The 26,249-nt window shown below is 56.9% G+C and carries 21 protein-coding genes; 7 read left to right on the forward strand and 14 right to left on the reverse strand.

Annotation, left to right across the window (positions count from 1 at the left end; genetic code table 11):
• Positions 1-73 precede the first annotated feature (73 nt).
• From SK47_RS06725 to aqpZ, 7 genes are all read right to left on the reverse strand, one after another.
• Positions 74-1,510: an SDR family oxidoreductase gene (locus SK47_RS06725; RefSeq protein WP_047654012.1), complete on the reverse strand. Its 1,437-nt coding sequence runs from the start codon at positions 1,508-1,510 to the stop codon at positions 74-76.
• Between the two features lie 10 nt (positions 1,511-1,520).
• Positions 1,521-2,522, reverse strand: a complete 1,002-nt coding sequence (gene ltaE, locus SK47_RS06730) for a low-specificity L-threonine aldolase (RefSeq protein WP_032657903.1) — start codon at positions 2,520-2,522, stop codon at positions 1,521-1,523.
• 38 nt (positions 2,523-2,560) lie between these two features.
• Complete coding sequence (gene poxB, locus SK47_RS06735) at positions 2,561-4,279, reverse strand: ubiquinone-dependent pyruvate dehydrogenase (protein ID WP_017693711.1); 1,719 nt, start codon at positions 4,277-4,279, stop codon at positions 2,561-2,563.
• Between the two features lie 239 nt (positions 4,280-4,518).
• The gene (gene hcr, locus SK47_RS06740) at positions 4,519-5,487 is read right to left on the reverse strand and encodes an NADH oxidoreductase (RefSeq protein WP_048243699.1); all 969 of its coding nucleotides are present in this window, start codon (positions 5,485-5,487) and stop codon (positions 4,519-4,521) included.
• Positions 5,488-5,497: 10 nt separating this feature from the next.
• On the reverse strand, positions 5,498-7,150 hold the full coding sequence (hcp, locus tag SK47_RS06745; protein WP_017384847.1) for a hydroxylamine reductase: 1,653 nt from the start codon (positions 7,148-7,150) through the stop codon (positions 5,498-5,500).
• Positions 7,151-7,294: 144 nt separating this feature from the next.
• Positions 7,295-8,194 (reverse strand): LysO family transporter, encoded by a 900-nt coding sequence (locus tag SK47_RS06750; protein WP_048243701.1) that lies wholly within the window; start codon positions 8,192-8,194, stop codon positions 7,295-7,297.
• Positions 8,195-8,374: 180 nt separating this feature from the next.
• Positions 8,375-9,070 carry an aquaporin Z gene (gene aqpZ, locus SK47_RS06755; RefSeq protein WP_026080729.1) on the reverse strand — a complete coding sequence of 232 codons (696 nt, stop codon included), beginning with the start codon at positions 9,068-9,070 and terminating at the stop codon, positions 8,375-8,377.
• 291 nt (positions 9,071-9,361) lie between these two features.
• On the opposite strand from aqpZ, the gene SK47_RS06760 reads away from it, so the two are divergent.
• Entirely contained in the window at positions 9,362-11,020 is a 1,659-nt protein-coding gene (locus SK47_RS06760) for an ATP-dependent endonuclease (RefSeq protein ID WP_023324396.1), read from the forward strand.
• On the opposite strand, the gene SK47_RS06765 is transcribed toward SK47_RS06760, so the two are convergent.
• Positions 11,017-11,973, reverse strand: a complete 957-nt coding sequence (locus SK47_RS06765; RefSeq protein WP_022650714.1) for a VirK/YbjX family protein — start codon at positions 11,971-11,973, stop codon at positions 11,017-11,019. The genes SK47_RS06760 and SK47_RS06765 overlap by 4 nt on opposite strands.
• A 159-nt stretch (positions 11,974-12,132) precedes the next feature.
• Between SK47_RS06765 and macA the strand changes: the two genes are divergently transcribed.
• Positions 12,133-13,248 carry a macrolide transporter subunit MacA gene (gene macA, locus SK47_RS06770; protein ID WP_017384842.1) on the forward strand — a complete coding sequence of 372 codons (1,116 nt, stop codon included), beginning with the start codon at positions 12,133-12,135 and terminating at the stop codon, positions 13,246-13,248.
• Positions 13,245-15,185 (forward strand): macrolide ABC transporter ATP-binding protein/permease MacB, encoded by a 1,941-nt coding sequence (macB, locus tag SK47_RS06775; RefSeq protein WP_032608952.1) that lies wholly within the window; start codon positions 13,245-13,247, stop codon positions 15,183-15,185. The genes macA and macB overlap by 4 nt, the downstream gene beginning before the upstream one ends.
• A 70-nt stretch (positions 15,186-15,255) precedes the next feature.
• Here macB and cspD read toward each other — a convergent pair whose 3' ends face one another.
• Positions 15,256-15,477: a cold shock-like protein CspD gene (gene cspD / locus SK47_RS06780; protein WP_006809408.1), complete on the reverse strand. Its 222-nt coding sequence runs from the start codon at positions 15,475-15,477 to the stop codon at positions 15,256-15,258.
• 267 nt (positions 15,478-15,744) lie between these two features.
• Between cspD and clpS the strand changes: the two genes are divergently transcribed.
• From clpS to SK47_RS06795, 3 genes are all read left to right on the forward strand, one after another.
• Positions 15,745-16,065: an ATP-dependent Clp protease adapter ClpS gene (gene clpS / locus SK47_RS06785; protein ID WP_006174393.1), complete on the forward strand. Its 321-nt coding sequence runs from the start codon at positions 15,745-15,747 to the stop codon at positions 16,063-16,065.
• Between the two features lie 27 nt (positions 16,066-16,092).
• Entirely contained in the window at positions 16,093-18,372 is a 2,280-nt protein-coding gene (gene clpA, locus SK47_RS06790) for an ATP-dependent Clp protease ATP-binding subunit ClpA (RefSeq protein WP_006809407.1), read from the forward strand.
• A 419-nt stretch (positions 18,373-18,791) separates the two neighbouring features.
• On the forward strand, positions 18,792-19,241 hold the full coding sequence (locus SK47_RS06795) for a hypothetical protein (protein WP_048243704.1): 450 nt from the start codon (positions 18,792-18,794) through the stop codon (positions 19,239-19,241).
• A 71-nt stretch (positions 19,242-19,312) separates the two neighbouring features.
• Here SK47_RS06795 and infA read toward each other — a convergent pair whose 3' ends face one another.
• The 5 genes from infA to trxB all read right to left on the reverse strand — a co-directional run bounded on the left by infA (position 19,313) and on the right by trxB (position 25,136).
• Positions 19,313-19,531, reverse strand: coding sequence for a translation initiation factor IF-1 (infA, locus tag SK47_RS06800; RefSeq protein ID WP_002211347.1), 219 nt, complete (start codon positions 19,529-19,531; stop codon positions 19,313-19,315).
• A gap of 284 nt (positions 19,532-19,815) precedes the next feature.
• Entirely contained in the window at positions 19,816-20,520 is a 705-nt protein-coding gene (aat, locus tag SK47_RS06805; RefSeq protein ID WP_032608953.1) for a leucyl/phenylalanyl-tRNA--protein transferase, read from the reverse strand.
• Between the two features lie 45 nt (positions 20,521-20,565).
• A complete protein-coding gene (gene cydC / locus SK47_RS06810) occupies positions 20,566-22,287 on the reverse strand; it encodes a heme ABC transporter ATP-binding protein/permease CydC (protein WP_023315743.1) in 1,722 nt (573 codons plus the stop codon).
• A complete protein-coding gene (gene cydD / locus SK47_RS06815; protein ID WP_023324401.1) occupies positions 22,287-24,053 on the reverse strand; it encodes a heme ABC transporter permease/ATP-binding protein CydD in 1,767 nt (588 codons plus the stop codon). Before cydD ends, cydC begins: the two co-directional genes overlap by 1 nt.
• A gap of 114 nt (positions 24,054-24,167) precedes the next feature.
• Entirely contained in the window at positions 24,168-25,136 is a 969-nt protein-coding gene (gene trxB, locus SK47_RS06820; protein WP_003858303.1) for a thioredoxin-disulfide reductase, read from the reverse strand.
• Positions 25,137-25,679: 543 nt separating this feature from the next.
• Here trxB and lrp point away from each other — a divergent pair.
• Positions 25,680-26,174 carry a leucine-responsive transcriptional regulator Lrp gene (lrp, locus tag SK47_RS06825; protein WP_000228469.1) on the forward strand — a complete coding sequence of 165 codons (495 nt, stop codon included), beginning with the start codon at positions 25,680-25,682 and terminating at the stop codon, positions 26,172-26,174.
• Positions 26,175-26,249 lie beyond the last annotated feature (75 nt).

Raw genomic sequence — 26,249 nt, forward strand, 5'->3', positions numbered from 1 at the left:
AAGAATTTCGTGCGCATTCTTTCGTGAATTACGATGTGTTGCAATGGGAAAGGTGAAAGATTAAGAGTTTTATTTAGTTATTTTCCCGCTTTTCTTCTGCCAGTAGCGCAATCCGTTTCGCCATTCCGCGGAAGATAAACAGGTGTGCCGGGATCATCAGCAACCAGTAAACCAGACCCGGCATTCCGTGCGGATGCCACCATGCCCGAACGTCCAGTTCACGATGGTCGCCCTTGTCCTTCAGGGTGAAGCAGAGCCGCCCCAGCCCTGGCGCCTTCATGCCAAACAGCAGCGCCAGCTGTTTTTCCGGCTCAACGATAATCACCTTCCAGCTGTCGACGGTATCGCCCACCTTCAGCCAGGGATGGGCAGGGCGGCCTTTTGCCAGCCGGTGACCGACCAGCAGATCCAGCGCGCCGCGCGTTTGCCACAGAATATTGCCGAAGAAATAGCGCTCTTTGCCGCCAATCTGGTTCACAACTTCCCACAGCGCTGCAAGGCTGGCCGTGGTTTTGACCGTACAGCCCGCCTGTTTCGGATAATAGCCGTACTCGGGCCGCCAGCGGGCAAACGCCTGCGCGTCGTAGCCCCAGTCGCTGGAGTTCACCAGCTTCTCTTCTTCTTTCAGCGTATTACGTACCGCGTCGTCAAAGCGGATCAATTCCTGAGGGATTAAGGCGCGCAGCGCGCGATCGTCCGCCAGCAGATCGTGCTTCAGCCCCTGGATCAGCGCTTTGGCGGTCGTCGGCGGCACGGAGGTGATCACATTCAAAAACCACACTGATATCCAGCGGGTCGGGAAGGGGATGGGGATCAGCCAGCGGCGGCGGCCGCTCACCCGCATAAAATGTTCGAACTGCGCCTGATAGCTCAGCACTTCCGGGCCTGCCGCCTCCAGCACGCGATGCTGCTCCGCCGGGTGATCCAGCAATGCCACCAGATAGTGGAGTAAATTCTCCAGCGCAATGGGCGTGGTGCGCGAGCGTACCCAGCGCGGCGGCGTCAGCACAGGCAGGTTGTAGACCATATCGCGCATCACTTCGAACGCGGCGGAACCCGCGCCGACGATGATCCCTGCCCGGAGTTCGGTGACGGGGATACGGGCGCTTCGCAGCGTTTCTGCCGTCAGCTGTCGGGCGCGCAGATGATCTGACTGCTCGTTCTCAGGCGCCTGGAGTGAGCTTAAAAAAATCACCTGCTTCACCGGCGTTTGCCGCAGCGCATCACGAACGTTCATCGCCACCTGACGCTCGTGGGCGATAAAATCGCCGCCTTCGCCCATGCTGTGGACAAGGTAGTAAAGCGTATCGACCCCTTCCAGCAGCGCAGGAAGCGCTTTCGGCCAGTTAAGGTCAACGTTGTGACACGTCACGCCAGGCAAATGTAGCTTTTGCAGGCGTTCCGTGTTGCGTGCCGCTGCCAGCACCTGGTGCCCCTGCTGGCTTAACGCAGTGGTCAGATGCTGACCGATATACCCGCTGGCGCCGAGCACCAGAATACGTTGCGGCACGGTATGCTCCTTAACGCTGTAAAAACGCCTGCCAGTGTTTCACCACCTCGGTCAACTGCTCGCGGTTAACGTCAAGATGCATCACCAGTCGCACGACCGGGGAGGCGTTGATCAGCACGCCTCGGGCTTTCAAAAAGTCGCCCAGCGCGGCAGCATGCTCATCGCCGACGCGGACAAACAGCATGTTGGTGTCGTGTCGCATGACATCAGCGCCGATTTCACGCAGCTGCGCTGCCATCCACGCCGCATTGTCGTGATCGTCTTTCAGGCGTGACACGTTATTTTTCAGGGCGTACAGTCCGGCAGCCGCCAGAATACCCGCCTGACGCATCCCGCCGCCGGTCATTTTGCGCCACCGGTTGGCGCGTCTGATGTAGTCTGCGCTGCCAACCAGCAGGGAACCTACCGGCGTGCCCAGCCCTTTAGAGAGGCAAATGGTGAACGAGTCGCAATATTGGGTGATCTCTTTCAGCTCGCAGCCGTACTCCACCACGGCGTTGAAGATACGTGCGCCGTCAACGTGGAGGCCGAGCTTGCGCTCGCGGGTAAAATCCCATGCCGCTTTCAGGTATTCGCGCGGCAGGACTTTACCGTTATGGGTGTTTTCGAGGCTTAGCAGTTTAGTGCGGGCGAAGTGAATATCGTCGGCTTTGATTTTCGCCGCGACTTTGTCCAGCGGCAGCGTACCGTCCGGCGCAGCATCGATCGGCTGCGGCTGGATGCTGCCGAGCACCGCTGCGCCGCCGGCTTCGTACAGGTAGTTATGCGCCCCCTGGCCGACGATATACTCCTCGCCGCGCTCGCAGTGGCTGAGCAGCGCCACCAGGTTAGCCTGTGTGCCGGTGGGCAGGAACAGAGCAGCCTCTTTACCGCTCAGCTCGGCCGCATAGCGCTGGAGTTCGTTGACCGTCGGGTCATCGCCGTAGACGTCGTCCCCGACCGGGGCGGCCATCATCTCTTCGAGCATGGCGCGGCCCGGACGGGTAACGGTATCACTACGTAAATCAATCATGGCATGTCCTTATATTTAAAAAGGCGATGCCAGATGTTTTACCTGAGCCAGTTGGTTTTTGCCAGTTCGATCACCTCGTCACCGCGCCCGCTGATGATGGCGCGCAGCATGTAGAGGCTAAATCCTTTGGCCTGTTCCAGCTTGATTTGAGGCGGGATCGCCAGCTCTTCTTTGGCGACCACCACATCCACCAGCACCGGGCCGTCGATGGCGAAGGCGCGTTGCAGGGCGTCGTCCACCTCTGAGGCTTTCTCCACCCGAATACCGGTGATACCGCAGGCTTCGGCGATGCGGGCGAAGTTGGTGTCGTGCAGCTCGGTGCCGTCCGTGAGGTAGCCTCCGGCCTTCATCTCCATCGCCACGAAGCCCAGCACGCTGTTGTTAAAGACCACGATTTTCAGCGGAAGCTTCATCTGCGCCACCGACAGGAAATCCCCCATCAGCATACTGAACCCGCCGTCGCCACACATCGCCACCACCTGACGTTCCGGTGCCGTCGCTTTTGCGCCCAGCGCCTGCGGCATGGCGTTGGCCATTGAGCCATGGTTGAACGACCCAAGCAGGCGTCGTTTGCCGTTCATTTTCAGGTAGCGTGCTGCCCAGACGGTGGGCGTTCCCACGTCGCAGGTGAAGATGGCATCGTCGTCGGCGAAGTGGCTGATCTGCTGCGCCAGATACTGCGGGTGGATCGCTTTTTCGCTCGGTTTGGCGAGATCGTCCAGCCCCTTACGCGCATCGCGATAGTCGCTCAGGGCTTTATCCAGGAATTTGCGGTCCGTTTTTTCTTCCAGTAGCGGCAGCAGGGCGGCGAGGGTGGATTTGATATCGCCGATAAGCGCCATATCCACCTTGCTGTGCGCGCCGATGCTGCCGGGATTAATGTCGATCTGGATAATTTTGGCATCCGTCGGGTAGAACGCGCGGTACGGGAACTGAGTGCCGAGCAGGATCAGCGTGTCGGCGTTCATCATGGTGTGGAAGCCGCTGGAAAAACCGATCAGCCCGGTCATGCCGACATCGTACGGATTATCGTATTCAACGTGCTCTTTCCCGCGCAGGGCGTGCACCACTGGCGCCTTGAGCTTGCCGGCAAATTCCACCAGCTCTTTATGCGCACCGGCGCAGCCGCTGCCGCACATCAGGGCGATATTGCTGGAGTATCGCAGCAGTTGCGCCAGCTTTTTCAGCTCTTCTTCGGCAGGGGTAATGGTTGGCTGTGGCGCAGAGTACCAGTGGGTGGTGGCGGTTTCAGGTGCGGCCTTCAGCGCCACGTCCCCCGGCAGCACAACCACCGAAACCCCGCGATTCAGGATCGCCTTACGCATGGCTATCGCCAGCACCTGTGGGATCTGCTCCGGTGATGAGACCAGCTCGCAATAGTGGCTGCATTCACGGAACAGCTCCTGAGGATGCGTCTCCTGAAAATAGCCGCTGCCGATTTCGGATGACGGAATATGTGCGGCAATCGCCAGCACCGGAACATGGTTGCGGTGACAGTCGAAAAGACCGTTGATAAGGTGCAGGTTTCCCGGTCCGCAGGAACCTGCACAGACGGCGAGTTCGCCCGTGAGCTGCGCTTCGGCACCCGCGGCAAAGGCGGCGACCTCTTCATGGCGGGTGGGCATCCATTCAATGGTCTTCATCTTGTTGAGGCTGTCGCTGAGTCCGTTCAGCGAATCGCCGGTGACGCCCCAGATACGCTTTACGCCAGCCTGCTCCAGGGTTTTCGCTATGTATGCAGCCACGGTTTGTTTCATGGTGGTCCTTCTCCTTTATGTGATATCGCTTACAAGCTTAGAAGAAAGTCGCTGTATTGCCTGCTCAGTCCTCTTTAAGTACAGGTGGTTTTTCTGCGCGACGCGCCTGGCAAAGTCAAACAAATAACGGGCTGCCGTACAGGCAGTAGGCACAACATAGGCCGGGTAAACGTAGTGCCACCCGGCAAAAAGCCCGGTGGCGCTGACGCTTACCGGGCCTACAGGTGAGCCACGACAGATTATGCGAGCACAAGATCGCCCTGCGGATGGCACGAACATGCCAGCACATAGCCCTCGGCAATTTCCGCGTCGGTCAGCGTCATGGTGCTGGTGACCGTGTACTCACCGGAAACCACTTTGGTCTTACAGCAACCGCACACCCCGGCGCGACAGGCCGCCGCTACCGGCACGTTGTTGCTTTCAAGCGCTTCAAGCAGCGTGGTGCCCACGCGGCCAAAGAAAGTCTGCGCCGGTTGCAGCTTCGTGAACTTCATCCCGCTGGTCGCCGCTGCCGCTACAGGCGTGAAGAACTGCTCTTTGAAGAAGCGGGTCACGCCGAGCGCTTTCACTTCTTTCTCCACGATCTCCATATAAGGCGCCGGGCCGCAGGTCATCACGGTACGGTTCGCAATATCCGGCACGCTTTGCAGCAGCTCGCGGCTCAGGCGCCCCGCGACAAAACCGTGCGTCGCGTTGTGCTCAGCCACCAGCGTCACCGGATAGTTGCGCCATTCTTCGGCAAAAATCACATCTTCCGGGGAACGCACGCTGAAAATCACCTGCACGTCGGCCTGAGGACGGTATTTCGCCAGCCAGCGACGCATCGACATAATCGGCGTCACGCCACAGCCTGCCGCCAGCAGCAGGAATTTATCTTCCGTCTTGTCGTCACAGGTAAACTCGCCCTGCGCGTCAGACAGCCAGATGTAATCCCCGCGCTTCACGTCCCGGGTCAGCCACTCGGATCCTGCGCCGTCATCAATACGACGGACGGTGAGCGTAATGTATTCGCTCACGCCCGGCGTGGAGGAGAGGGTGTAGGCGCGCAGGGTATTCGCCGAATTACGCACGCTAACCAGCGCATACTGACCTGGGCGGTACGGGTAGTAGTCATGGCACAGCAGCGACAGCGTCCACACATCCGGCGTCTCCTGATGGATGTGATGAACCTGCATCCGCCACGGACATTGTGAGGTTGGCATGGTCATGAGTTACTCCTTACGCGCTCAGCAGTTGCTTCATATCATCTTCAACGTTGGTCACGGAACGCAGACCAAATTTCTCGTTCAGGATGGCCAGCAGGTCCGGCGTCAGGAAGCCTGGCGCAGTCGGCCCGGTGACGATGTTGGTCACGCCGAGAGAGAGCAGGGTCAACAGAATAACGATCGCTTTCTGCTCGAACCAGGAGAGCACCAGCGACAGCGGCAGGTCGTTCACGCCGCAGCCCAGTTTCTCTGCCAGCGTGACCGCCAGAATGATGGCTGAATACGCATCGTTACACTGACCCGCATCCACCAGGCGCGGCAGACCTTCGATGTTGCCGAAGTCCAGCTTGTTGAAACGGTACTTACCGCAGGCCAGGGTCAGGATCAGGCAGTCTTCCGGTACGCGGGTGGCGAAATCGGTGAAGTAGTTACGTTCCCCGCGCGCGCCGTCACAGCCGCCGATAAGGAAGATGTGACGCAGTTTTTCACGGCTGACGAGGTCAATCAGGGAATCCGCCGCACCCAGCAGGGTTTCACGGCCAAAACCGACGGTGATGAGGTGCGGGATTTCGCTGTACGGGAAGCCTGCCATCTGCTGCGCCTGAGCTATAACCGGACCGAAATCGTCGCCTTCAAGGTGGCTCACGCCCGGCCAGCCGACGATGCTGCGGGTCCAGATACGGTCGTCATACGCGCCGACGGTCGGGTCGATGATGCAGTTAGAGGTCATGACGATTGGGCCAGGGAAGCGGGCAAACTCCACCTGCTGGTTCTGCCAGCCGCTGCCGTAGTTACCGATCAGATGCTTAAATTTACGCAGCTCCGGGTAGCCGTGCGCGGGCAGCATTTCGCCGTGGGTATAGACGTTAACGCCGGTGCCTTCGGTCTGCTTCAGCAGGTTGTAGAGATCTTTCAGGTCATGACCGGAGATCAGGATGCATTTGCCTTCGGTCGCTTTGACGTTGACCTGCGTTGGCGTTGGGTGGCCGTAGGTGCTGGTTTCACCGGCATCCAGAATACTCATCACTTTGAAGTTCATCTGGCCGATTTCCATCGAGCATTCCAGCAGGGCGTTCATGTCGGAAGGCCAGGTGCCCAGCCATGCCATGATTTTGTGGTACTGGGCGTAAATAGCGTTATCGTACTGGCCGAGTACGTGCGCGTGCTCCATATAGGCCGCAGCACCTTTCAGACCGTACAGGCACAGCAGGCGCAGGCCGAGGATGTTCTCGCCAATTGCCGCTTTGTCCTTATTTGGGGTGAATTCTGCGGCCTGACGCTGTAGCTCGCCCAGGTCGTCGCTCACCAGCTGTAGCTCCGCCATCGGGTTGTCCACGCGGGCGCTGGCGTCGGCATTCAGGCACTGCGCTTTCAGGGCTTCACGCAGGGCAATCGCTTCGCGGGCATAGCCCACAATGCGTGGAGAATCGAAGTTAACGTTGGTCAGCGTGGAGAAAAATGCGCGCGGCGCAAAGCTGTCGACATAGTGATCGACAATGCCATATTCACGGGCTTTGAAGGCCCAGGCGGACAAGCCTTGCAGCGCCGCAATCAGCAGATCCTGGAGATCGGACGTTTCTGCGGTTTTGCCGCACATACCCTGCGCGTAAGAGCAGCCGTTGCCTGCTGGGGTACGGATGGTTTGTTCACATTGCACACAAAACATAATCACACCTGTTAAAGTTATATTTGAGATACATGTTTAAGGTTATGCCTGTGCCACAGCAGAGAAAAGTGCTTTCTTATACTAAGTGGAGGGTTATTGATTTAGCGCAATTTTGGCGGCAGGTTCACTACCGCCAAAGCAGTATCAGGCTGAGAAGAACGCCATCAGAATGGGTACCAGCAGGCTCAGAATAAAGCCGTGTACGATGGCGGCAGGAACCATCTCCAGCCCTCCCGAGCGCTGTAACACCGGCAGGGTAAAGTCCATTGAGGTGGCCCCGCACAGGCCCAGCGCAGTAGAGCGGCTGCGGCGTACCAGGCCGGGGATCAGCATGATGGCTAACAGCTCGCGCGCCAGATCGTTAAAGAAGGCGGCGCTGCCGATCACCGGACCAAACGATTCGGTCAGCAGAATACCTGAGAGCGAATACCAGCCGAAACCGGACGCCATCGCCAGGCTGGTTTTCAGCGGCAGATCGAGAATAAAGGCGTTAATCACTCCCCCCGCCAGTGAGCTGGCCACAACGATAACGGCAACCATCATGCCCCGGCGGTTAAGGACAATCTGTTTCAGCGTCATGCCATTATTTCGCAGCTGAATACCAATCAGGAAGAGCAGGAAAATAAGCGTATATTCGCTGGCTTCCGTTGCGTGCTGTAAAAATGCCCAGCCGGTCAGACCCAGTAAAAAACCGAGTACCACCACGCCGCACAGCTTTAATGATTCCAGCGCCATCGCAATACGGGAGGGAAGCTTTTCCTGATGATGGTGATTTTTCCAGGGAATAGTGCGTTCCAACCAGAACAGCGCGGCAATATTGCACAGCAGAATAACCACTACCGTAACCGCAGAATAATGCAGAATGGAAAGCAAGTTCGTCGCCAGATTATCCAGGAAGGCCAGGCTGATCCCCATAAAGAACAGAATGACGTAAACAATCCAGCTGAGAAAACGATTAATAAGCTTTAAGGCCGATTCATGACGCAGCGGAATAAGGTAGCCCGCAATCAGGGGCAGAAGAATGATGAGGAGTCCTGAGAACATGAACAGCCGGTCCTTTTGAGTATCAGTTAAGCGCCAGAGACACTACCCAATAAAGGCTGTGAGGTAAAGCTACAAAAAAAGCCGGGTGGCGGCTACGCCTTACCCGGCTTGTCTATTTGGGGTGGTGCGGCCTGATGCCTTCACCCCGGCCCTCTCCCACAGGGAGAGGGGGGAAAACCATTAATCGCGTTTTTCCAGCAGGGTGCGATACAGCACGCCGCCCAGAATACCGCCGATAATTGGCATCACCCAGAATAGCCACAGCTGTTCAAGCGCCCAGCCGCCCTGGAAAATAGCCACCGCGGTGCTGCGCGCCGGGTTAACGGAGGTGTTGGTCACCGGGATGGAGATGAGGTGGATCAGCGTCAGCGCCAGACCAATAGCGATGGGGGCAAAGCCCGCAGGCGCGTATTTGTCCGTTGCGCCGTGGATCACCAACAGGAAACCTGCGGTGAGCACAATTTCAATCACGATAGCAGACAGCATTGAGTAGCCGCCTGGCGAGTGTTCGCCGAAGCCGTTCGACGCAAATCCGCTGGCCGCGGCGTCAAACCCGGCTTTTCCGCTGGCAATTACGTACAGCACCGCCGCGGCAATAATACCGCCAATAACCTGGGCAATAATATAGCCAATAATATCTTTCGCCGGGAAACGTCCGCCCGCCCATAAACCTAATGTGACGGCCGGGTTGAAATGACCGCCGGAAATATGCCCCACGGCGAATGCCATGGTTAATACGGTTAAACCGAATGCCAGCGCGACGCCGACAAATCCAATACCTAATTCCGGAAATGCGGCTGCCAGTACTGCGCTACCGCAGCCACCAAACACCAGCCAGAATGTGCCAAAGCATTCTGCCGCTAATTTTCTGAACATAACCACCTCAATAATAAACGTCCGCGCCCATTCCTGCGCGCGGGTTATATCGCCATAAAGGGATGACGACTCAAAGAGCCAGTATTTTGAAACCATCAACATCCCTTCGCCACTCAAATAAATTCACTAAATTTGATTTAAGGCAATGTGATGTCAATCCTTGTTCAGAACGGAGGTAATTAGAGCATAGCCCAATAATTAAGGGGGCGTATATTCTGCTGTCGTGACCCACAGCCTGCCGCTATACTGCTGATAACTTGAAGGAAAAAGTGGCCGAATTGCGGGGGATGTATGCTACTCGAACGTGTGGAGATTGTCGGGTTTCGCGGGATTAACCGCCTGTCGCTGCAACTGGAACAGAACAACGTCCTGATAGGCGAAAACGCCTGGGGTAAATCCAGCCTGCTGGATGCCCTGACGCTGCTGCTTTCGCCCGAAGAGAACTTGTACCACTTCGTTCATGATGACTTCTGGTTTCCGCCGGGGGATGTCAACGGGCGCGAGAAACACCTGCATATCATTCTGACCTTCCGCGAATCCGAGCCCGGCCGCCATCGCGTGCGTCGTTTTCGCCCTATGTCGGCCTGCTGGGTTCCCTGTGAAGATGGGTTCCAGCGTATTTTCTATCGCCTTGAGGGCGAAATGGCGCAAAACGACGGGGTATTAACCCTGCGTGAATTTCTTGATGAGAAGGGGAATCCGATCCCGCTCGATAATATTGACGAGCTTGCCCGACATCTTATCCGCCTCTCCCCCGTATTGCGCTTACGCGACGCGCGTTTTATGCGGCGGATCCGTAACGGCACCGTGCCGAATATGCCCGAGGTGGAAGTAACCGCCCGCGAACTGGATTTCCTCGCCCGTGAACTGGTCTCACGGCCGCAGAACCTCACCGACGGCCAGATCCGTCAGGGACTGTCTGCCATGGTACAACTGCTGGAGCACTACTTCTCCGAGCAGGGAACGGGGCAGGCGCGCCACCGTCTGATGCGTCGCCGCTCGCACGATGAACAACGAAGCTGGCGCTATCTCGATATTATCAACCGCATGATCGACCGCCCCGGCGGGCGCACGCATCGGGTGATCCTGCTGGGTTTATTCTCCACGCTTTTACAGGCGAAAGGGACGGTGCGCCTGGATCGGGACGCGCGCCCGCTGCTGCTGGTGGAAGATCCGGAAACGCGGCTCCACCCGATTATGCTTTCCGTGGCGTGGCATCTTCTTAATCTGCTGCCGTTGCAGCGAGTCACCACCACGAATTCCGGAGAGCTGCTCTCTCTGACGCCGGTAGAGTATGTCTGCCGCCTGGTGCGTGAATCGTCGCGGGTCACCGCCTACCGGCTCGGGCCCGGCGGGTTAAATGCCGAAGATGGCCGACGGATTGCGTTTCATATCCGTTTTAACCGTGCCTCTTCCCTGTTTGCCCGCTGCTGGTTGCTGGTGGAAGGGGAAACGGAAACCTGGGTGATAAACGAGCTGGCTCGCCAGTGCGGGCACCACTTTGATGCCGAAGGGATCAAAGTGATCGAATTTGCTCAGTCTGGCTTAAAACCGCTGATCAAATTTGCGCGCCGGATGGGGATAGAGTGGCACGTGCTGGTGGATGGCGATGAGGCGGGTAAAAAATATGCGGCGACCGTGCGCAGCCTGCTCAATAACGATCGTGAAGAGGAGCGGGAACATCTGACCGCGCTGCCTGCGATGGACATGGAGCACTTTATGTACCGTCAGGGATTTGACGACGTCTTTCACCGTGTGGCGATGATCCCGGTGGATGTACCCATGAACATGCGTCGGGTGATTGCCAAAGCTATCCATCGGTCGTCAAAACCGGATTTGGCCATTGAAGTCGCGACGGAAGCCGGCAGGCGAGGCGTGGAGTCGGTGCCCACGCTGCTGCGTAAAATGTTCTCCCGCGTCCTCTGGCTGGCTCGCGGGAGGGCCGATTAGCGGTCAGTCGCCTGCGAAACCTGTTGGATCAGGCTATCAAGCAGGGTATAGCGGCGGCGGTATTCGGACCGTTTTTTACTCGCAATCTCTTCCATCGGTTTGCGTGGCATGGTCAGTGGCAGGGCAAAGTTGCCGTTATCCTGCTGCTGTCCGCCAAGGGAGCGCCAGAAGCTGTCATAGTCAGCCAGCAATTTTCCCTCTTTTTTCTTGCGATAGCGCCAGCTGCGGTAGATGTGGGTGGCGTTACTCACCGCGAGAATCTGCTCGACCGGGAAGGCGCCTGCCAGCGTCATGACCGCTTCAACCAGCAGACGTTTTGGGAACAGTCCGTGACAGGCTTTGGTCGCCAGCTGAATGTGCTCGTGCGGGACATGCGCTTTCGCCCCCTGCATTCCGCCGATGAAGAGCGTTGTCTTGCCCTGGTATTTGCACAGCGTAAAGGTCAGCTCGGCCAGCACCGTGTTCTGGTGGTCGCAAAAAGTGAGGGTCGCTTCCCCTTCTTTGTCCAGAAACGCATCCGCGCTCAGGCGAACGCTAAACTGCTGTTCCTCTTTGCCCGTTAACGTCACCAGCGTGATGCCCTGGCTGGAGAGGTAGCCGTTGAGCAGCGACGCCGGAAGATGGCGGCTCATCATCTGATAGTGATCGTTCAATGCGTCCAGCGTATTCTGACGACCCATATTTACGGTCAGCCACGGCCGGTGCAGGCGGCACGGCAGGCCGGGCTGCACGCGCAGGATCTGCATCAGACGGGGCTGTTTTGCAAGGTTTCCGAGCAGGCGCGCAGTGGTGAACGGCGTTGCCAGCGAGCGCAACATAAACTTACGTCGATAGGCCGGATTTTGCCACGCCAGCCCCGGCGTGAGGGAACCCGATGTCAGGCTTTTAAACAGTTGCCAGCCCGATTTAGGCTGGGGCAGCGTTGAATAAGGTGTATCGACGATGGAAGACATGTTAGATCCTGCTTCTGGTGGAATATCGCTATTTCAGCAGGCGCTTTATCAACATCGGGTAAACAATTCCCGACGATTACGGGGATCGGGGGTTTCGTTGAGGAGTGGTTTAGATAAAATCAACGGTGATGATAGCCAGAACAACTATTTGGAATATTTATGAACCTGAAGGGAAAACGCAGAAAGCTGTTTCTGCTGCTGGCGGTAGTGGTGTTAGCGGGCGGATTCTGGTTATGGAAGGTACTGAACGCGCCGGTACCACAGTATCAAACGCTGATTGTTCGTCCGGGCGAGCTGCAACAAAACGTGCTGGCGACGGGGAAACTGGATGCCCTGCGTAAGGTTGACGTGGGCGCGCAGGTCAGCGGTCAGCTTAAAACCCTGTCAGTTGAGATTGGCGATAAGGTTAAAAAAGGCCAGCTGCTGGGCGTGATCGATCCTGAGCAGGCGCAAAACCAGATCCGCGAAGTGGAAGCGACGCTGATGGAGCTGCGCGCGCAGCGCGCGCAGGCTCAGGCCGAGCGTAATCTCGCTCAGGTCACCCTGACGCGCCAGCAGGCGCTGGCGAAAACGCAGGCCATCTCGAAACAGGATCTGGACACAGCCGCCACGGAACTGGCGGTGAAGCAGGCGCAGATTGGCACCATCGATGCGCAAATCAAACGGAATCAGGCCTCGCTGGATACGGCGAAAACCAACCTCGATTACACGCAAATCGTTGCGCCAATGGCCGGGGAAGTGACGCAGATAACCACCCTGCAAGGCCAGACGGTCATCGCCGCGCAGCAGGCGCCAAACATCCTGACCCTGGCGGATATGAGCACCATGCTGGTGAAAGCCCAGGTATCCGAAGCGGACGTCATTCACCTTAAGCCGGGGCAGAAAGCCTGGTTTACGGTGCTGGGCGATCCACAAACCCGCTATGAGGGCGTGCTGAAAGATATCCTGCCGACGCCGGAAAAGGTCAACGACGCCATCTTCTACTACGCGCGTTTCGAGGTGCCAAACCCGCAGGGCGTGCTGCGTCTGGACATGACCGCCCAGGTGCATATCCAGCTGACCGGCGTGAAAAACGTGCTGACGGTTCCGCTCTCCGCGCTGGGCGAATCCGCCGGGGACAATCGCTACAAGGTGAAAGTGCTGCGCAACGGCGAAACCCGCGAGCGGGAAGTAGTGATTGGCGCGCGTAACGACACCGACGTGGTGGTGGTAAAAGGGCTGGAAGAGGGTGAAGAAGTGGTCACCAGCGAAACCCTGCCCGGAGCCGCGCAATGACGGCGCTGCTTGAGCTGAATGACATTCGTCGCAGCTATCCGTCCGGCGACGGGCCGGTGGAGGTGCTGAAGGGCATCTCCCTGCGCGTTGAAGCCGGTGAAATGGTGGCGATTGTCGGGGCGTCGGGCTCGGGTAAATCAACGCTGATGAACATTCTCGGCTGTCTGGATAAGCCCACCAGCGGCACCTATCGCGTGGCCGGGACGGATGTTTCCACCCTGGACGGCGACGCGCTGGCGAAGCTGCGTCGCGAGCATTTTGGCTTTATTTTTCAGCGTTACCATCTGCTTTCACACCTGAGCGCGGCGCAGAACGTGGAGGTGCCGGCGGTGTATGCGGGCGTCGAGCGCAAAAAACGCCTTGAACGCGCGAAGGCGCTGTTAACGCGTCTTGGGCTGGCGGAGCGTGTTGATTATCAGCCTTCGCAGCTTTCCGGCGGTCAGCAGCAGCGCGTGAGTATTGCCCGCGCGCTGATGAACGGCGGACAGGTGATCCTCGCCGATGAGCCAACCGGTGCGCTCGACAGCCATTCCGGTGAAGAGGTGATGGCGATCCTGCATCAATTGCGCGATCAGGGGCATACGGTGATTATCGTCACCCACGATCCGCAGGTGGCGGCGCAGGCGGAACGCATTATCGAGATCCACGACGGCGAGCTGGTCAGCAACCCGCCGCCGCGTCAGTCCAGAGCGGCGGCGGCGAAAGAAGCTTTGCCTGTGTCCACCGGCTGGGGCCAGTTTTCCAGCGGTTTCCGCGAGGCGCTGACCATGGCCTGGCTGGCGATGGCGGCCAACAAAATGCGCACTCTGCTGACCATGCTCGGCATCATTATCGGTATTGCCTCGGTGGTGTCGATTGTGGTGGTGGGCGATGCGGCGAAACAGCTGGTGCTGGCGGATATTCGGGCCATCGGGACTAACACCATCGACGTTTACCCCGGCAAAGATTTTGGCGACGACGAGCCGCAGTATCAGCAGGCGCTGAAATACGACGATCTGGCGGCTATTCAGAAGCAGCCGTGGGTGAACTCCGCCACGCCTGCCGTGTCGCAAAACCTGCGTCTGCGCTACGGCAACATCGACGTGGCGGCCAGTGCTAACGGCGTCAGCGGAGATTACTTCAACGTCTACGGCATGACCTTTAGCGAAGGGGCGACCTTCAACGCGGAGCAGCTGGCGGGCAGGGCGCAGGTGGTGGTGCTGGACGCGAACTCGCGCAGACAGCTTTTCCCCAATAAAACCCGTGTAGTGGGGGAAGTGATCCTGGTGGGTAACATGCCCGCCACGGTGATTGGTGTGGCGGAAGAGAAACAGTCCATGTTTGGCAGCAGCAAGATCCTGCGCGTCTGGCTGCCATACAGCACCATTTCCGGGCGCATTATGGGGCAGTCCTGGCTTAACTCCATTACCGTGCGAGTGAAGGAGGGCTACGACAGCGCGCTGGCGGAACAGCAGCTCGAGCGGCTGTTAACCCTGCGCCACGGGAAAAAGGATTTCTTCACCTGGAACATGGACGGCCTCTTGAAAACGGCGGAAAAGACCACACGTACTCTTCAGCTGTTCCTGACGCTGGTGGCGGTGATTTCGCTGGTCGTCGGCGGGATTGGGGTGATGAACATTATGCTGGTGTCGGTGACCGAACGTACGCGGGAGATAGGCATCCGCATGGCGGTCGGGGCCAGAGCCAGCGACGTGCTCCAGCAGTTTTTGATTGAAGCGGTGCTGGTGTGTCTGGTGGGAGGCGCGATGGGGATTGCGCTTTCGATGATGATCGCCTTCGCGCTCCAGCTCTTCTTACCGGGCTGGGAAATTGGCTTCTCGCCGATGGCGATCCTGACGGCGTTTTTATGTTCCACCTTCACCGGTATTCTTTTCGGCTGGCTGCCGGCGCGAAACGCGGCGCGGCTCGATCCGGTGGATGCGCTGGCGCGGGAATAGCCCGAAAATAAAAATGCCAGCCGATCGGGCTGGCATTTTGCCTGCGGGGTGTACACAATGAATCAGAGAGCTATGCAACCGTTTCTGCTTCAACGGGCACGATAAGACTGGCGTGATTGCCTTTTGGCCCCTGGTGTACATCGAACCGGACGGACTGCCCGGCTTTGAGCGTCCTGTAACCATCCATCTGAATGGTGGAATAGTGAGCGAAGATATCCTCGCCGCCGCCTTCGGGGCAAATGAAGCCAAACCCCTTGGCGTTGTTGAACCACTTAACAGTACCCATTTCCATGCTTCGACATCCTTCGTAAATCTTATAAATTAAGATGGAATGAACCGGTGGTGGAGTGGGGGCTGTTCAAAACCTCGCCAACTCACGCTTGTACAATTTAGAGAAACGGAAGAAGCCGTCAAGCGTTTGGCGCTGGAGTTGGGACAATAATCAACCAAAATTTGAGGCAGTTAACGCTATTGCAACAGTTTGTGACAGACATCGCGGATGACAGTAATAGATGATTGTTATCTAACATCTGAGGTAGATTCAAAGTGGTTATGCATAATGGGTAAGACCAACGATTGGCTGGATTTTGACCAGCTGGCGGAAGATAAAGTGCGCGACGCGCTAAAACCGCCATCTATGTATAAAGTTATGTTAATGAACGATGATTACACGCCGATGGAATTTGTTATTGACGTGCTACAAAAGTTCTTTTCTTATGATGTTGAACGTGCAACGCAACTGATGCTTACCGTTCATTATCGTGGCAAAGCGATCTGCGGCATCTTCACTGCCGAAGTCGCGGAAACCAAAGTAGCGATGGTGAACGACTATGCGAGGGAGAACGAGCATCCGTTGCTGTGTACGCTGGAAAAGGCCTGATAAGGCATAAAATTGGGGGAGGTGCCTATGCTCAATCAAGAACTGGAACTCAGTTTAAACATGGCTTTCGCCAGAGCGCGTGAGCACCGACATGAGTTTATGACCGTCGAGCACCTGCTGCTCGCACTGCTTAGCAACCCATCTGCCCGCGAAGCGCTGGAAGCCTGCTCCGTGGATCTGGTGGCGCTACGTCAGGAACTCGAAGCCTTCATCGAACAAACCACACCGGTGCTGCCAGCCAGTGAAGAAGAGCGCGACACGCAGCCGACGCTCAGCTTCCAGCGCGTGTTGCAGCGCGCGGTTTTCCACGTCCAGTCTTCCGGACGTAGCGAAGTGACTGGCGCCAATGTCTTAGTCGCCATCTTCAGCGAACAGGAGTCCCAGGCGGCCTACCTGCTGCGCAAACACGAAGTCAGCCGGCTCGACGTGGTTAACTTCATCTCTCACGGAACGCGAAAAGACGAGCCTAACCAGGCATCGGATCCCAGCGGACAGATCAACAGCAATGAAGAGCAAGCAGGCGGGGAGGATCGTATGGAAAACTTCACCACCAACCTTAACCAGCTTGCTCGCGTTGGCGGTATCGACCCGTTGATTGGTCGCGACAAAGAGCTGGAGCGTGCCATCCAGGTGCTGTGCCGTCGACGCAAGAACAACCCGCTGCTGGTGGGGGAATCTGGCGTGGGTAAAACCGCGATTGCCGAAGGGCTGGCCTGGCGCATTGTGCAGGGCGACGTGCCGGAAGTGATTGCCGACTGCACCATCTACTCGCTGGATATTGGCTCGCTGCTGGCGGGCACCAAATACCGCGGTGATTTCGAAAAACGTTTCAAAGCGCTGTTAAAACAGCTGGAGCAGGACACCAACAGCATCCTGTTTATCGATGAGATCCACACCATCATCGGCGCAGGTGCGGCCTCCGGTGGCCAGGTGGATGCCGCTAACCTGATCAAACCGCTGCTCTCCAGCGGCAAGATCCGCGTGATGGGCTCCACGACGTACCAGGAGTTCAGCAACATCTTTGAGAAGGATCGTGCGCTGGCGCGTCGTTTCCAGAAAATCGACGTTACCGAGCCGTCGGTTGACGAAACGGTGCAGATCATCAACGGCCTGAAAACCAAGTACGAAGCACACCACGACGTGCGTTACACCGCGAAAGCGGTCCGTGCGGCGGTGGAGCTGGCGGTGAAATACATCAACGATCGTCATCTGCCGGATAAAGCGATCGACGTGATTGATGAGGCAGGTGCGCGTGCACGCCTGATGCCAGCCAGCAAGCGTAAGAAAACCGTGAACGTGGCGGATATCGAGTCCGTGGTGGCCCGCATCGCGCGTATTCCTGAGAAGAGCGTTTCTCAGAGCGACCGTGATACCCTGCGCACCCTCGGCAATCGCCTGAAAATGCTGGTCTTTGGTCAGGATAAAGCCATTGAGGCCTTAACCGAAGCGATCAAGATGGCCCGTGCTGGCCTGGGGCATGACCACAAGCCGGTTGGTTCCTTCCTGTTCGCCGGTCCGACCGGCGTGGGGAAAACCGAGGTGACGGTTCAGCTCTCCAAAGCGCTGGGCATTGAGCTGCTGCGCTTTGATATGTCCGAGTATATGGAGCGTCACACCGTCAGCCGTTTGATTGGTGCACCTCCGGGCTACGTGGGCTTTGACCAGGGCGGCCTGCTTACGGACGCGGTTATCAAGCATCCGCACGCGGTCCTGCTGCTCGATGAAATCGAGAAAGCGCACCCGGACGTGTTCAACATCCTGTTGCAGGTGATGGACAACGGGACGCTGACCGATAATAACGGGCGCAAGGCCGATTTCCGCAACGTGGTGCTGGTGATGACCACCAACGCGGGCGTGCGGGAAACCGAGCGTAAATCCATCGGCCTGATCCACCAGGATAACAGCACCGATGCGATGGAAGAGATCAAGAAGATCTTCACGCCGGAGTTCCGTAACCGTCTGGACAACATTATCTGGTTCGATCACCTGTCTACCGAGGTGATCCATCAGGTGGTGGACAAGTTCATCGTCGAGTTGCAGGTTCAGCTGGATCAGAAAGGCGTGTCGCTGGAAGTGAGCCAGGAGGCCCGCAACTGGCTGGCTGAGAAAGGCTACGACCGTGCGATGGGTGCCCGTCCGATGGCGCGCGTGATTCAGGACAACCTGAAGAAGCCGCTGGCGAACGAGCTGCTGTTTGGCTCGCTGGTGGACGGCGGCCAGGTCACGGTAGGGCTGGATCAGGCGAAGAACGAACTGACGTACGATTTCCAGAGTGCGGCGAAGCACAAGCCGGAAGCGGCTCACTGAGTGAATTGAACGTTAATGTTAAAAACCGGGCGAATGCCCGGTTTTTTTATGCCTGCTTTTCCCCCTCTCCCTGTGGGAGAGGGTTGGGGTGAGGGCAACAGACCGCAGAGGAATTTTGCGAAGCGCTTTCCAGTTTCGTACTACGTTGGTTGCTGGATAAATCTACAGTAATAAAATGGCGGCGCACCTGCAAAATCAGGTGCCGGGATTGGCGTCCTGAAAGTGTGTGAGCAGCAGTATGCTGCAGGCTTCGTTCGCCCTAAGGAAAAGGGTATAATTCTGCATCTGGCGGGCGAATCGGAAGCTTCTTTTGAAGCGCCAGTAGCACACACACTGGTACGCCAATTCCTTTTCGTCCGCCGCCAGCAAATTGGCGTTTCCTGCGGTGGTAAATTCAAAGTGTGTGAAGGAATTACCCAATGAATACAGAAAACAATTTCGCCCATTTCTACACTGAACTCTCACTCAACCCCGCTCTCCCCACCCTGGCCGAGCGCTGCAAACTGCTCACCGAAATCCTCCTCGACTGCAAATCACTTCCGCAAACGCAGCCCGTTTGCCGTTGCCTCGGAGCCTACCTGGAAGAGGTGAAATCCGGCCTCACAGAGTCAATGCGTGATTTTCAGGTGGTTGAATTTGAGGACGACGCGGAGCAACCGCGACAAAAAGAGTGGCTGCTGGAAGATACCGAAACGAAATGCGACTACTGCCGGGCGTTAAACCATGTGCTGCTGGTATCGCATGTTGACCGCGATATGCTGCCGCACCTGACGGGACTGCTGCATGACATTACCCACGCGATAGCTGAAGATTTAATCGTACCTATGAACCCGTGCATGACTATACATCTGCCGACACAGCCACACTAAGACCATAAATAAAAAAGGCCGGGAATATCCCGACCTTTTAAATATTCATCTGCCATTACAGGCGAAAACAATTAGCGACTACGGAAGACAATGCGGCCTTTGCTCAGGTCGTACGGGGTCAGTTCAACAGTCACTTTGTCGCCCGTCAAAATGCGGATATAGTTTTTGCGCATTTTACCGGAGATGTGCGCAGTTACCACGTGACCGTTTTCCAGTTCTACGCGAAACATGGTATTAGGCAACGTATCAAGTACGGTACCCTGCATTTCAATATTGTCTTCTTTGGCCATCTAATCCTCTGGGGTATCACTACCAAGTTTTGAACCGGCAAGATAATGCCGAAATTCCTCAATTAAGTAAAGAATTGCGCGTTTAAAACGCAGCAAAACAGTCTCAGCGTATTGCCCAAGCGTCACGGTATAACCGAACGGAAAGCGCATTCGTAAAGGGGAGACGACAGGATAAACGTCAGGACGTTATCTGAAGCGAGGGTCCCAAACGGCGGCGGGGCAACAGGCAGAAGCTACTCTGCGGCATAATTATAACACCCTCATAAAAAATATGCGGAAAACATTTAGGCATTGGGCATAAAGAGCGCTCTGGGAACCCAAAAATCGCGTGGAAGGGTCTCTTTTCGGCATTGTTCAAGGTGTTCGATATAGTGTCGGCGGGAGATTTCAACGGCGCCGAGCGAGGCGGTGTGCTCATTCAGCACCTGACAATCCATCAGCCGTCCGCCACGTCGGGCAAATTCCTCGCTAAACACCAGCAGCGCGGTTTTTGACGCATTCGTGGCACGGGAGAACATCGACTCGCCGCAGAACAGCGTGCCCTGCGCCACGCCGTACATTCCGCCGACGAGGTTATCCTCTTTCCATACTTCAATAGAGTGCGCGTAGCCCAGCTCATGAAGCTGGTGGTAGGCGATAATGATATCGCGGGTTATCCAGGTGCCTTCATGACGATCTTCAGCGCAGCCTTCGATAACCTGGCCGAAGGCGTGATTGAGCGTGACGCGAAAGGGTGATTTTGCATGAAACCGCTTCATGCTGCGGCTCAGGTGAAACTGCCCAGGCCACAGCACGGCTCGCGGGTCGGGAGACCACCATAAGATCGGGTCGCCAGGCGAAAACCAAGGGAAGATGCCGCGCTGGTAAGCCATTAAGAGCCGTGCCGGGCTGAGATCGCCGCCCAGAGCCAGCAAGCCGTTAGGTTCACGCAGCGCCCCCTCCGGTGAAGGGAACGCAATATTATGGCGAGAAAGCTGCACCAGGCGCATGACAACAGAACTCCAGTACGCGAGAGAGGACGCTACAAATATAGTCTACAGGCGCTGTTTAAACTGGTAGTAGCGACCCTGTTTTGCCAGCAGCTCTGCGTGACTACCTTGCTCAATTATGTGTCCGTTGTCCATCACAATTATCTGATCGAAATTCACCAGCCCGCGCAGACGGTGCGTGACCATCAGTACGGTTTTACCTTTCATCACATTCGCCAGTAAATCAAGGATTTGACTCTCAGTCGTGGCATCCAGTCCTTCTGTCGGTTCATCCAGCAACATCAGCGGCGCATCGTGCAGCAGCGCACGCGCAATGGCCAGACGACGCAGTTCGCCACCGGAAAGCTGTCGACCCCCTTCACCCAGCCAGCTGTTCAAGCCATCGTCTTCAAGCAGCTTGTGCAGCCCAACCTGCTCCAGCATTGCCCGCAGCGTATCGTCGGAGGCGTCTGGTGCCGCCAGAAGAAGATTATCGCGCAGCGTAGCGCTGAACAGATGCACCCGCTGGGGCACGACGCTGACCGTTTTACGCAAGGCCGCTTCGCTAAAACCAGACAGCGGAACGTCGTTAAACCGAATCTCGCCCTGCTGTGGGTCCCACGCGCGCGTGAGAAGTTGCAGAAGTGTCGATTTTCCACATCCCGTACGGCCAAGGATCGCAATGCGCTGCCCGGCATCAACAGAAAGGGTGATGTCTTCCAGCGCGTTTTGCGCCGGCTTGTCGTAGGCGAAAGTGACATTGCTGAGCGTCAGCGCGACCTGCTCCGGCACAGCGGTTTGACCCGCGCTGAACTTCACTTCCGGCTCCTGCTCGGCAATATCCGTAATGCGCAGCGCAGAGGCAATCACCTGGCCGAGATGCTGAAAGGCGCCCGTAACCGGGGCTAAGGCTTCAAAGGCTGCCAGGGCACAGAAAACAAACAGCGCAATTAGCGGGCCAGGCTGCGCGTTATCGCCCACGCCACCGGAGGCCATCCAGAGCATGGCGATTACGGCAATCCCACCAATTAACATCATCAGCGCCTGGGAGAAAGCGGTCAGTTCAGACTGGCGACGCTGGGCTTCATGCCAGTTCAGCTCCGTATTTTCCATGCGGGCGCGGTAGCGCTTGCTGGCGCCAAAAAGGGTGAGCTCGGCCTGTCCCTGCAACCAGGCGGTGAGCTGCTGGCGGTATTCTCCGCGCAGGCGCGTCAGGTTTTCCCCGGTGGTTTTACCTGCACGATAAAACAGGGGTGGCAGAATAATCAGCGTCATCAGCATGATGCCGCCGAGCGTCAGTGCGATGGGAACATCCAGGAAACTCAACCCCAGCGTGACCACGACAATCACCACAAACGCGCCCACCATGGGTGAAATGACGCGCAGATAGAGGTGATCCAGCGTATCCACATCTGCGACCACGCGGTTGAGTAATTCGCCCTGTCGAAAACGTGCCAGCCCGGCAGGGGAGAGGGGTAGCAGTTTGCTGAACGTATAAATACGCAGGTGTTGCAGCACGCGGAAGGTCGCGTCGTGGCTGACCAGACGCTCGAAGTAGCGCCCGGCAGTTCGCGTAATCGCCGTACCGCGCACCCCGGCGGCAGGCAGCATGTAGTTAAAGCTGTACAGCCCGGCAAAGCCTGCGGCCGCAGACGCGGAGAGGAACCAGCCGGAAAGCGTAAGCAGACCGATGCTGGCCAGCAGCGTGACGATCGCCAGCACGATCCCGAGCGTCAGCATCCATTTGTGGCGTTTATACAGTGCAAGATACGGAAGCAGGGCGCGCATCAGATATCCTCCTGACGGTTCGCCAGCAGGGTCGCAAACGGCCCCTGCGCGGCAACAAGCGCGGCGTAATCGCCTTGCTCAACAATGTGTCCGTTTTCCATCACCCAGATCTGATCCCAGTCGGCAATACCTTCCAGCTGGTGAGTCACCATCAGGGTGGTTTGCTGGCGTGAGGCTGCGTTAAGCGCATCCATCACGCGCTGCTCGCTGTGAGCGTCCAGGCTGGCGGCGGGTTCGTCCAGCAGCATTAGCGAAGAGGGGTTCAGCAGCGCACGGGCAACCGCGACGCGCTGTGCCTGGCCTACTGACAGCCCGGCAGACTGATCGCCAATGACGGTATCGATACCCTGCGCAAGCAGCGGCAGAAACTCGCTGACCCAGGCGCGGTCGAGGACCGATTGCAGCTCATCGTCACGCGCATCCGGGCGTGCCAGCAGCACATTCTCGCGAAGCGTCGGAGCTGGCAGCTGCGGGTTTTGCCCCACCCAGCTTAGCTGTTTACGCCAGGCATCAGGATCGAGCTCGCGCAGCTCCGTTTTGTTGATACGCAGCGATCCGGTGTACGCCATAAAACCTGAAAGCGCATTCAACAATGAGCTTTTACCTGAGCCGCTGGTACCCACCAGCACCACACGTTGCCCGGCAGGCAGGGTAAAGTTCAGCGGACCGGCCAGTACTTTGCCTTCAGGCGACAGAACAGAAAAATCCTGTGCTTCAATGGTCACCGGATCGTTCGTATTCAGCGTTACCTCACCACGCTCCGGATGCGCCAGCGGCGTTTCCATGAAGGTTTTCAGGCTGTCGGCAGCACCCACCGCCTGCGCTTTGGCATGGTAAAAGGTGCCGAGATCGCGAAGCGGCTGGAAAAATTCCGGGGCCAGGATCAGCGCCAGGAACCCAGCGGAAAGCGTAACCGCCGTACCGTAGTGACCAAAGTCCAGCGCGCCGAGGTAGGAGAAACCAAAGTAAACCGCCACCAGCGCAATCGACAGGGAGGTGAAAAATTCAAGTACGCCAGAAGAGAGAAAGGCCATGCGCAACACTTCCATGGTGCGCTGACGAAAATCCTGCGACGCCAGGCGAATGTTTTCGGTTTCCGCTTCACCACGACCAAAGATCCGCAGGGTTTCCATACCGCGCAGACGGTCCAGGAAATGACCGCTCAACCGACCCAGCGCCAGGAAGTTGCGGCGGTTAGCATCAGCCGCGCCCATGCCGACCATCGCCATAAACAGCGGGATCAGCGGGGCGGTCCCCAGCAGGATCAGCGCCGCCACCCAGTTAACCGGGAAGATGGCGATAACAATCATCAGAGGCACAAACACCGCCAGCGCCATCTGCGGAAGATAACGCGCGTAGTAATCGTGCATATCGTCGATTTGCTCAAGGATCAGCGTCGCCCAGCTACCGGCCGGCTTGCCCTGGATCCACGCAGGCCCGGCTTCTGAAAGCCGATCGAGCACCTTGCGGCGGATCTCATAGCGGATGTGCTGCCCGGCATGGAACCCAACCCGCTCGCGCAGCCAGACCACCCACGCACGCAGAACGAAAACCAGCGCCAGAACGATAAACGGCAACAGCAGCGCTTCGCGCGGGATGTTCTCCATGATCATATGGTTGAGAATGCGGGCCAGCAGCCATGCCTGGGCAACAATCAACAGACCGCTGATAAATCCCAGAACGCGGGAAATCATAAGCCAGCGGCGGGACAGAACGCTTTGCTGTTTCAGCCAGCGGGTTAACTCTTGTTGACGGGTTTTTTCCATTGCGTACTTTGCAGGTGACGTTATAAGAAATTAGACATCTGCATGTTACACGTGAGCAAAAATAAAGGCGACCAGTGGCCGCCTTTATTTACGTTTGTTACTGACTTGTAAAGATTATTTACCTTGTTCAGCCAGCCCGTCCAGATAGCGTTCTGCGTCCAGCGCGGCCATACAACCGGTGCCCGCAGAGGTGATCGCCTGACGATAAATATGGTCCATCACGTCACCAGCTGCGAAGACACCCGGAACGCTGGTCTGGGTGGCGTTGCCGTGAATGCCAGACTGCACTTTAATGTAGCCGTTCTCCAGCTCCAGCTGACCTTCAAAGATAGCCGTGTTCGGGCTGTGACCGATTGCCACAAACAGGCCTGCCACTTCCAGCGTTTCGACGTTATCGGTGTTCTGGGTATCACGGATACGCAGTCCCGCCACGCCCATCTGATCGCCAGTTACTTCTTCCAGCGTACGGTTGGTATGCAGCACAATGTTACCGCTCGCCACTTTGTCCATCAGGCGTTTGATCAGGATCTTCTCCGCGCGGAAGGTGTCGCGACGGTGGATCAGGTGTACTTCTGAGGCAATATTTGCCAGATACAGCGCTTCTTCCACAGCGGTGTTGCCGCCGCCGATCACCGCAACTTTCTGGTTGCGATAGAAGAAACCGTCGCAGGTCGCGCAGGCTGACACGCCGCGGCCTTTGAACGCTTCTTCAGACGGCAGACCGAGATAGCGGGCAGAGGCGCCGGTGGCGATGATCAGCGCATCGCAGGTGTATTCGCCGCTGTCACCCGTCAGGCGGAACGGACGGTTCTGCAAATCCACTTTATTGATGTGGTCGAACAGGATTTCGGTTTCGAATTTGGCGGCATGCTCGTGCATGCGCTCCATCAGCAGCGGCCCGGTCAGGTCGTTCGGGTCGCCCGGCCAGTTTTCCACTTCCGTGGTGGTGGTCAACTGACCGCCTTTTTCCATCCCGGTGATCAGTACCGGTTGCAGGTTAGCGCGTGCAGCATAGACCGCTGCGGTATAACCCGCAGGTCCAGATCCAAGGATTAGCAGCTTACTGTGTTTGGTCGTGCCCATGAGATCCCCATTGTTGTTGGCAGGCAATGGGCTGGATTGTAGGGAATTTGTTGCCGTAAAAAAAGAGCACGGCAGTTTTGCTTCCGATATATGCAATAGACGCGCCCTATGGGTCAGAGGCGGTCACATCACGTCTGCTACTGAAAACAGCGCGTTTATAAGGCAATAAAATGAGGATTAATACCCCTCCGTAATGAATATCCGGCATCTTGTACTAAAAATCGATGTTTTGCTTTGACAATCCCCTGCGCTTTTGCGAAAACATTCAAGGAAGAAAAAAAGACGCACGAACTGCATGCCGCATAGACATGCACGGAAATGCCATTTTTACCGGGTCAGTGAAATCTACGCATGGTGTGGACAGACGCCATACGTGATGTCTGTGACTGCTTTCGGGCAACGGTCTTCTTACCGCAGAACCCGAATCCACATCGCGTCTAATACATAACCAGGCGATGTGATGAATAACGGGTACAGGCTCTGAACAGTGATGTGCACAGGGTCCAGGCAGGAGTAGGGAAGGAATACAGAGAGACAATAATAATGGTAGATAGCAAGAAGCGCCCTGGCAAAGATCTCGACCGTATCGATCGTAACATTCTTAATGAATTGCAAAAGGATGGGCGTATTTCCAACGTCGAGCTTTCAAAACGTGTGGGACTTTCCCCGACGCCGTGCCTTGAGCGTGTGCGTCGACTGGAAAGACAGGGTTTTATTCAGGGCTATACGGCTCTGCTGAACCCGCATTATCTGGATGCCTCACTTCTGGTATTTGTTGAGATTACTCTGAATCGTGGTGCACCAGATGTGTTTGAGCAATTTAACGCCGCTGTACAAAAACTTGAAGAAATTCAAGAGTGTCATCTGGTTTCCGGTGATTTTGACTACCTGTTAAAAACCCGTGTGCCTGATATGTCCGCCTACCGTAAGCTGCTGGGGGAAACCCTGCTGCGTCTGCCAGGCGTGAACGACACCCGTACTTATGTGGTGATGGAAGAGGTCAAACAGAGCAATCGTCTGGTTATTAAGACGCGCTAACACGGAACAGGTGCAAAATCAGTGTAGTTTGATTACACTCCTGTTAATCCATACAGCAACAGTGCCGGGGAGTCC

Source organism: Enterobacter sp. BWH52 (assembly GCF_001037565.1).
Taxonomy (GTDB): Bacteria; Pseudomonadota; Gammaproteobacteria; order Enterobacterales; family Enterobacteriaceae; genus Enterobacter; species Enterobacter hormaechei_C.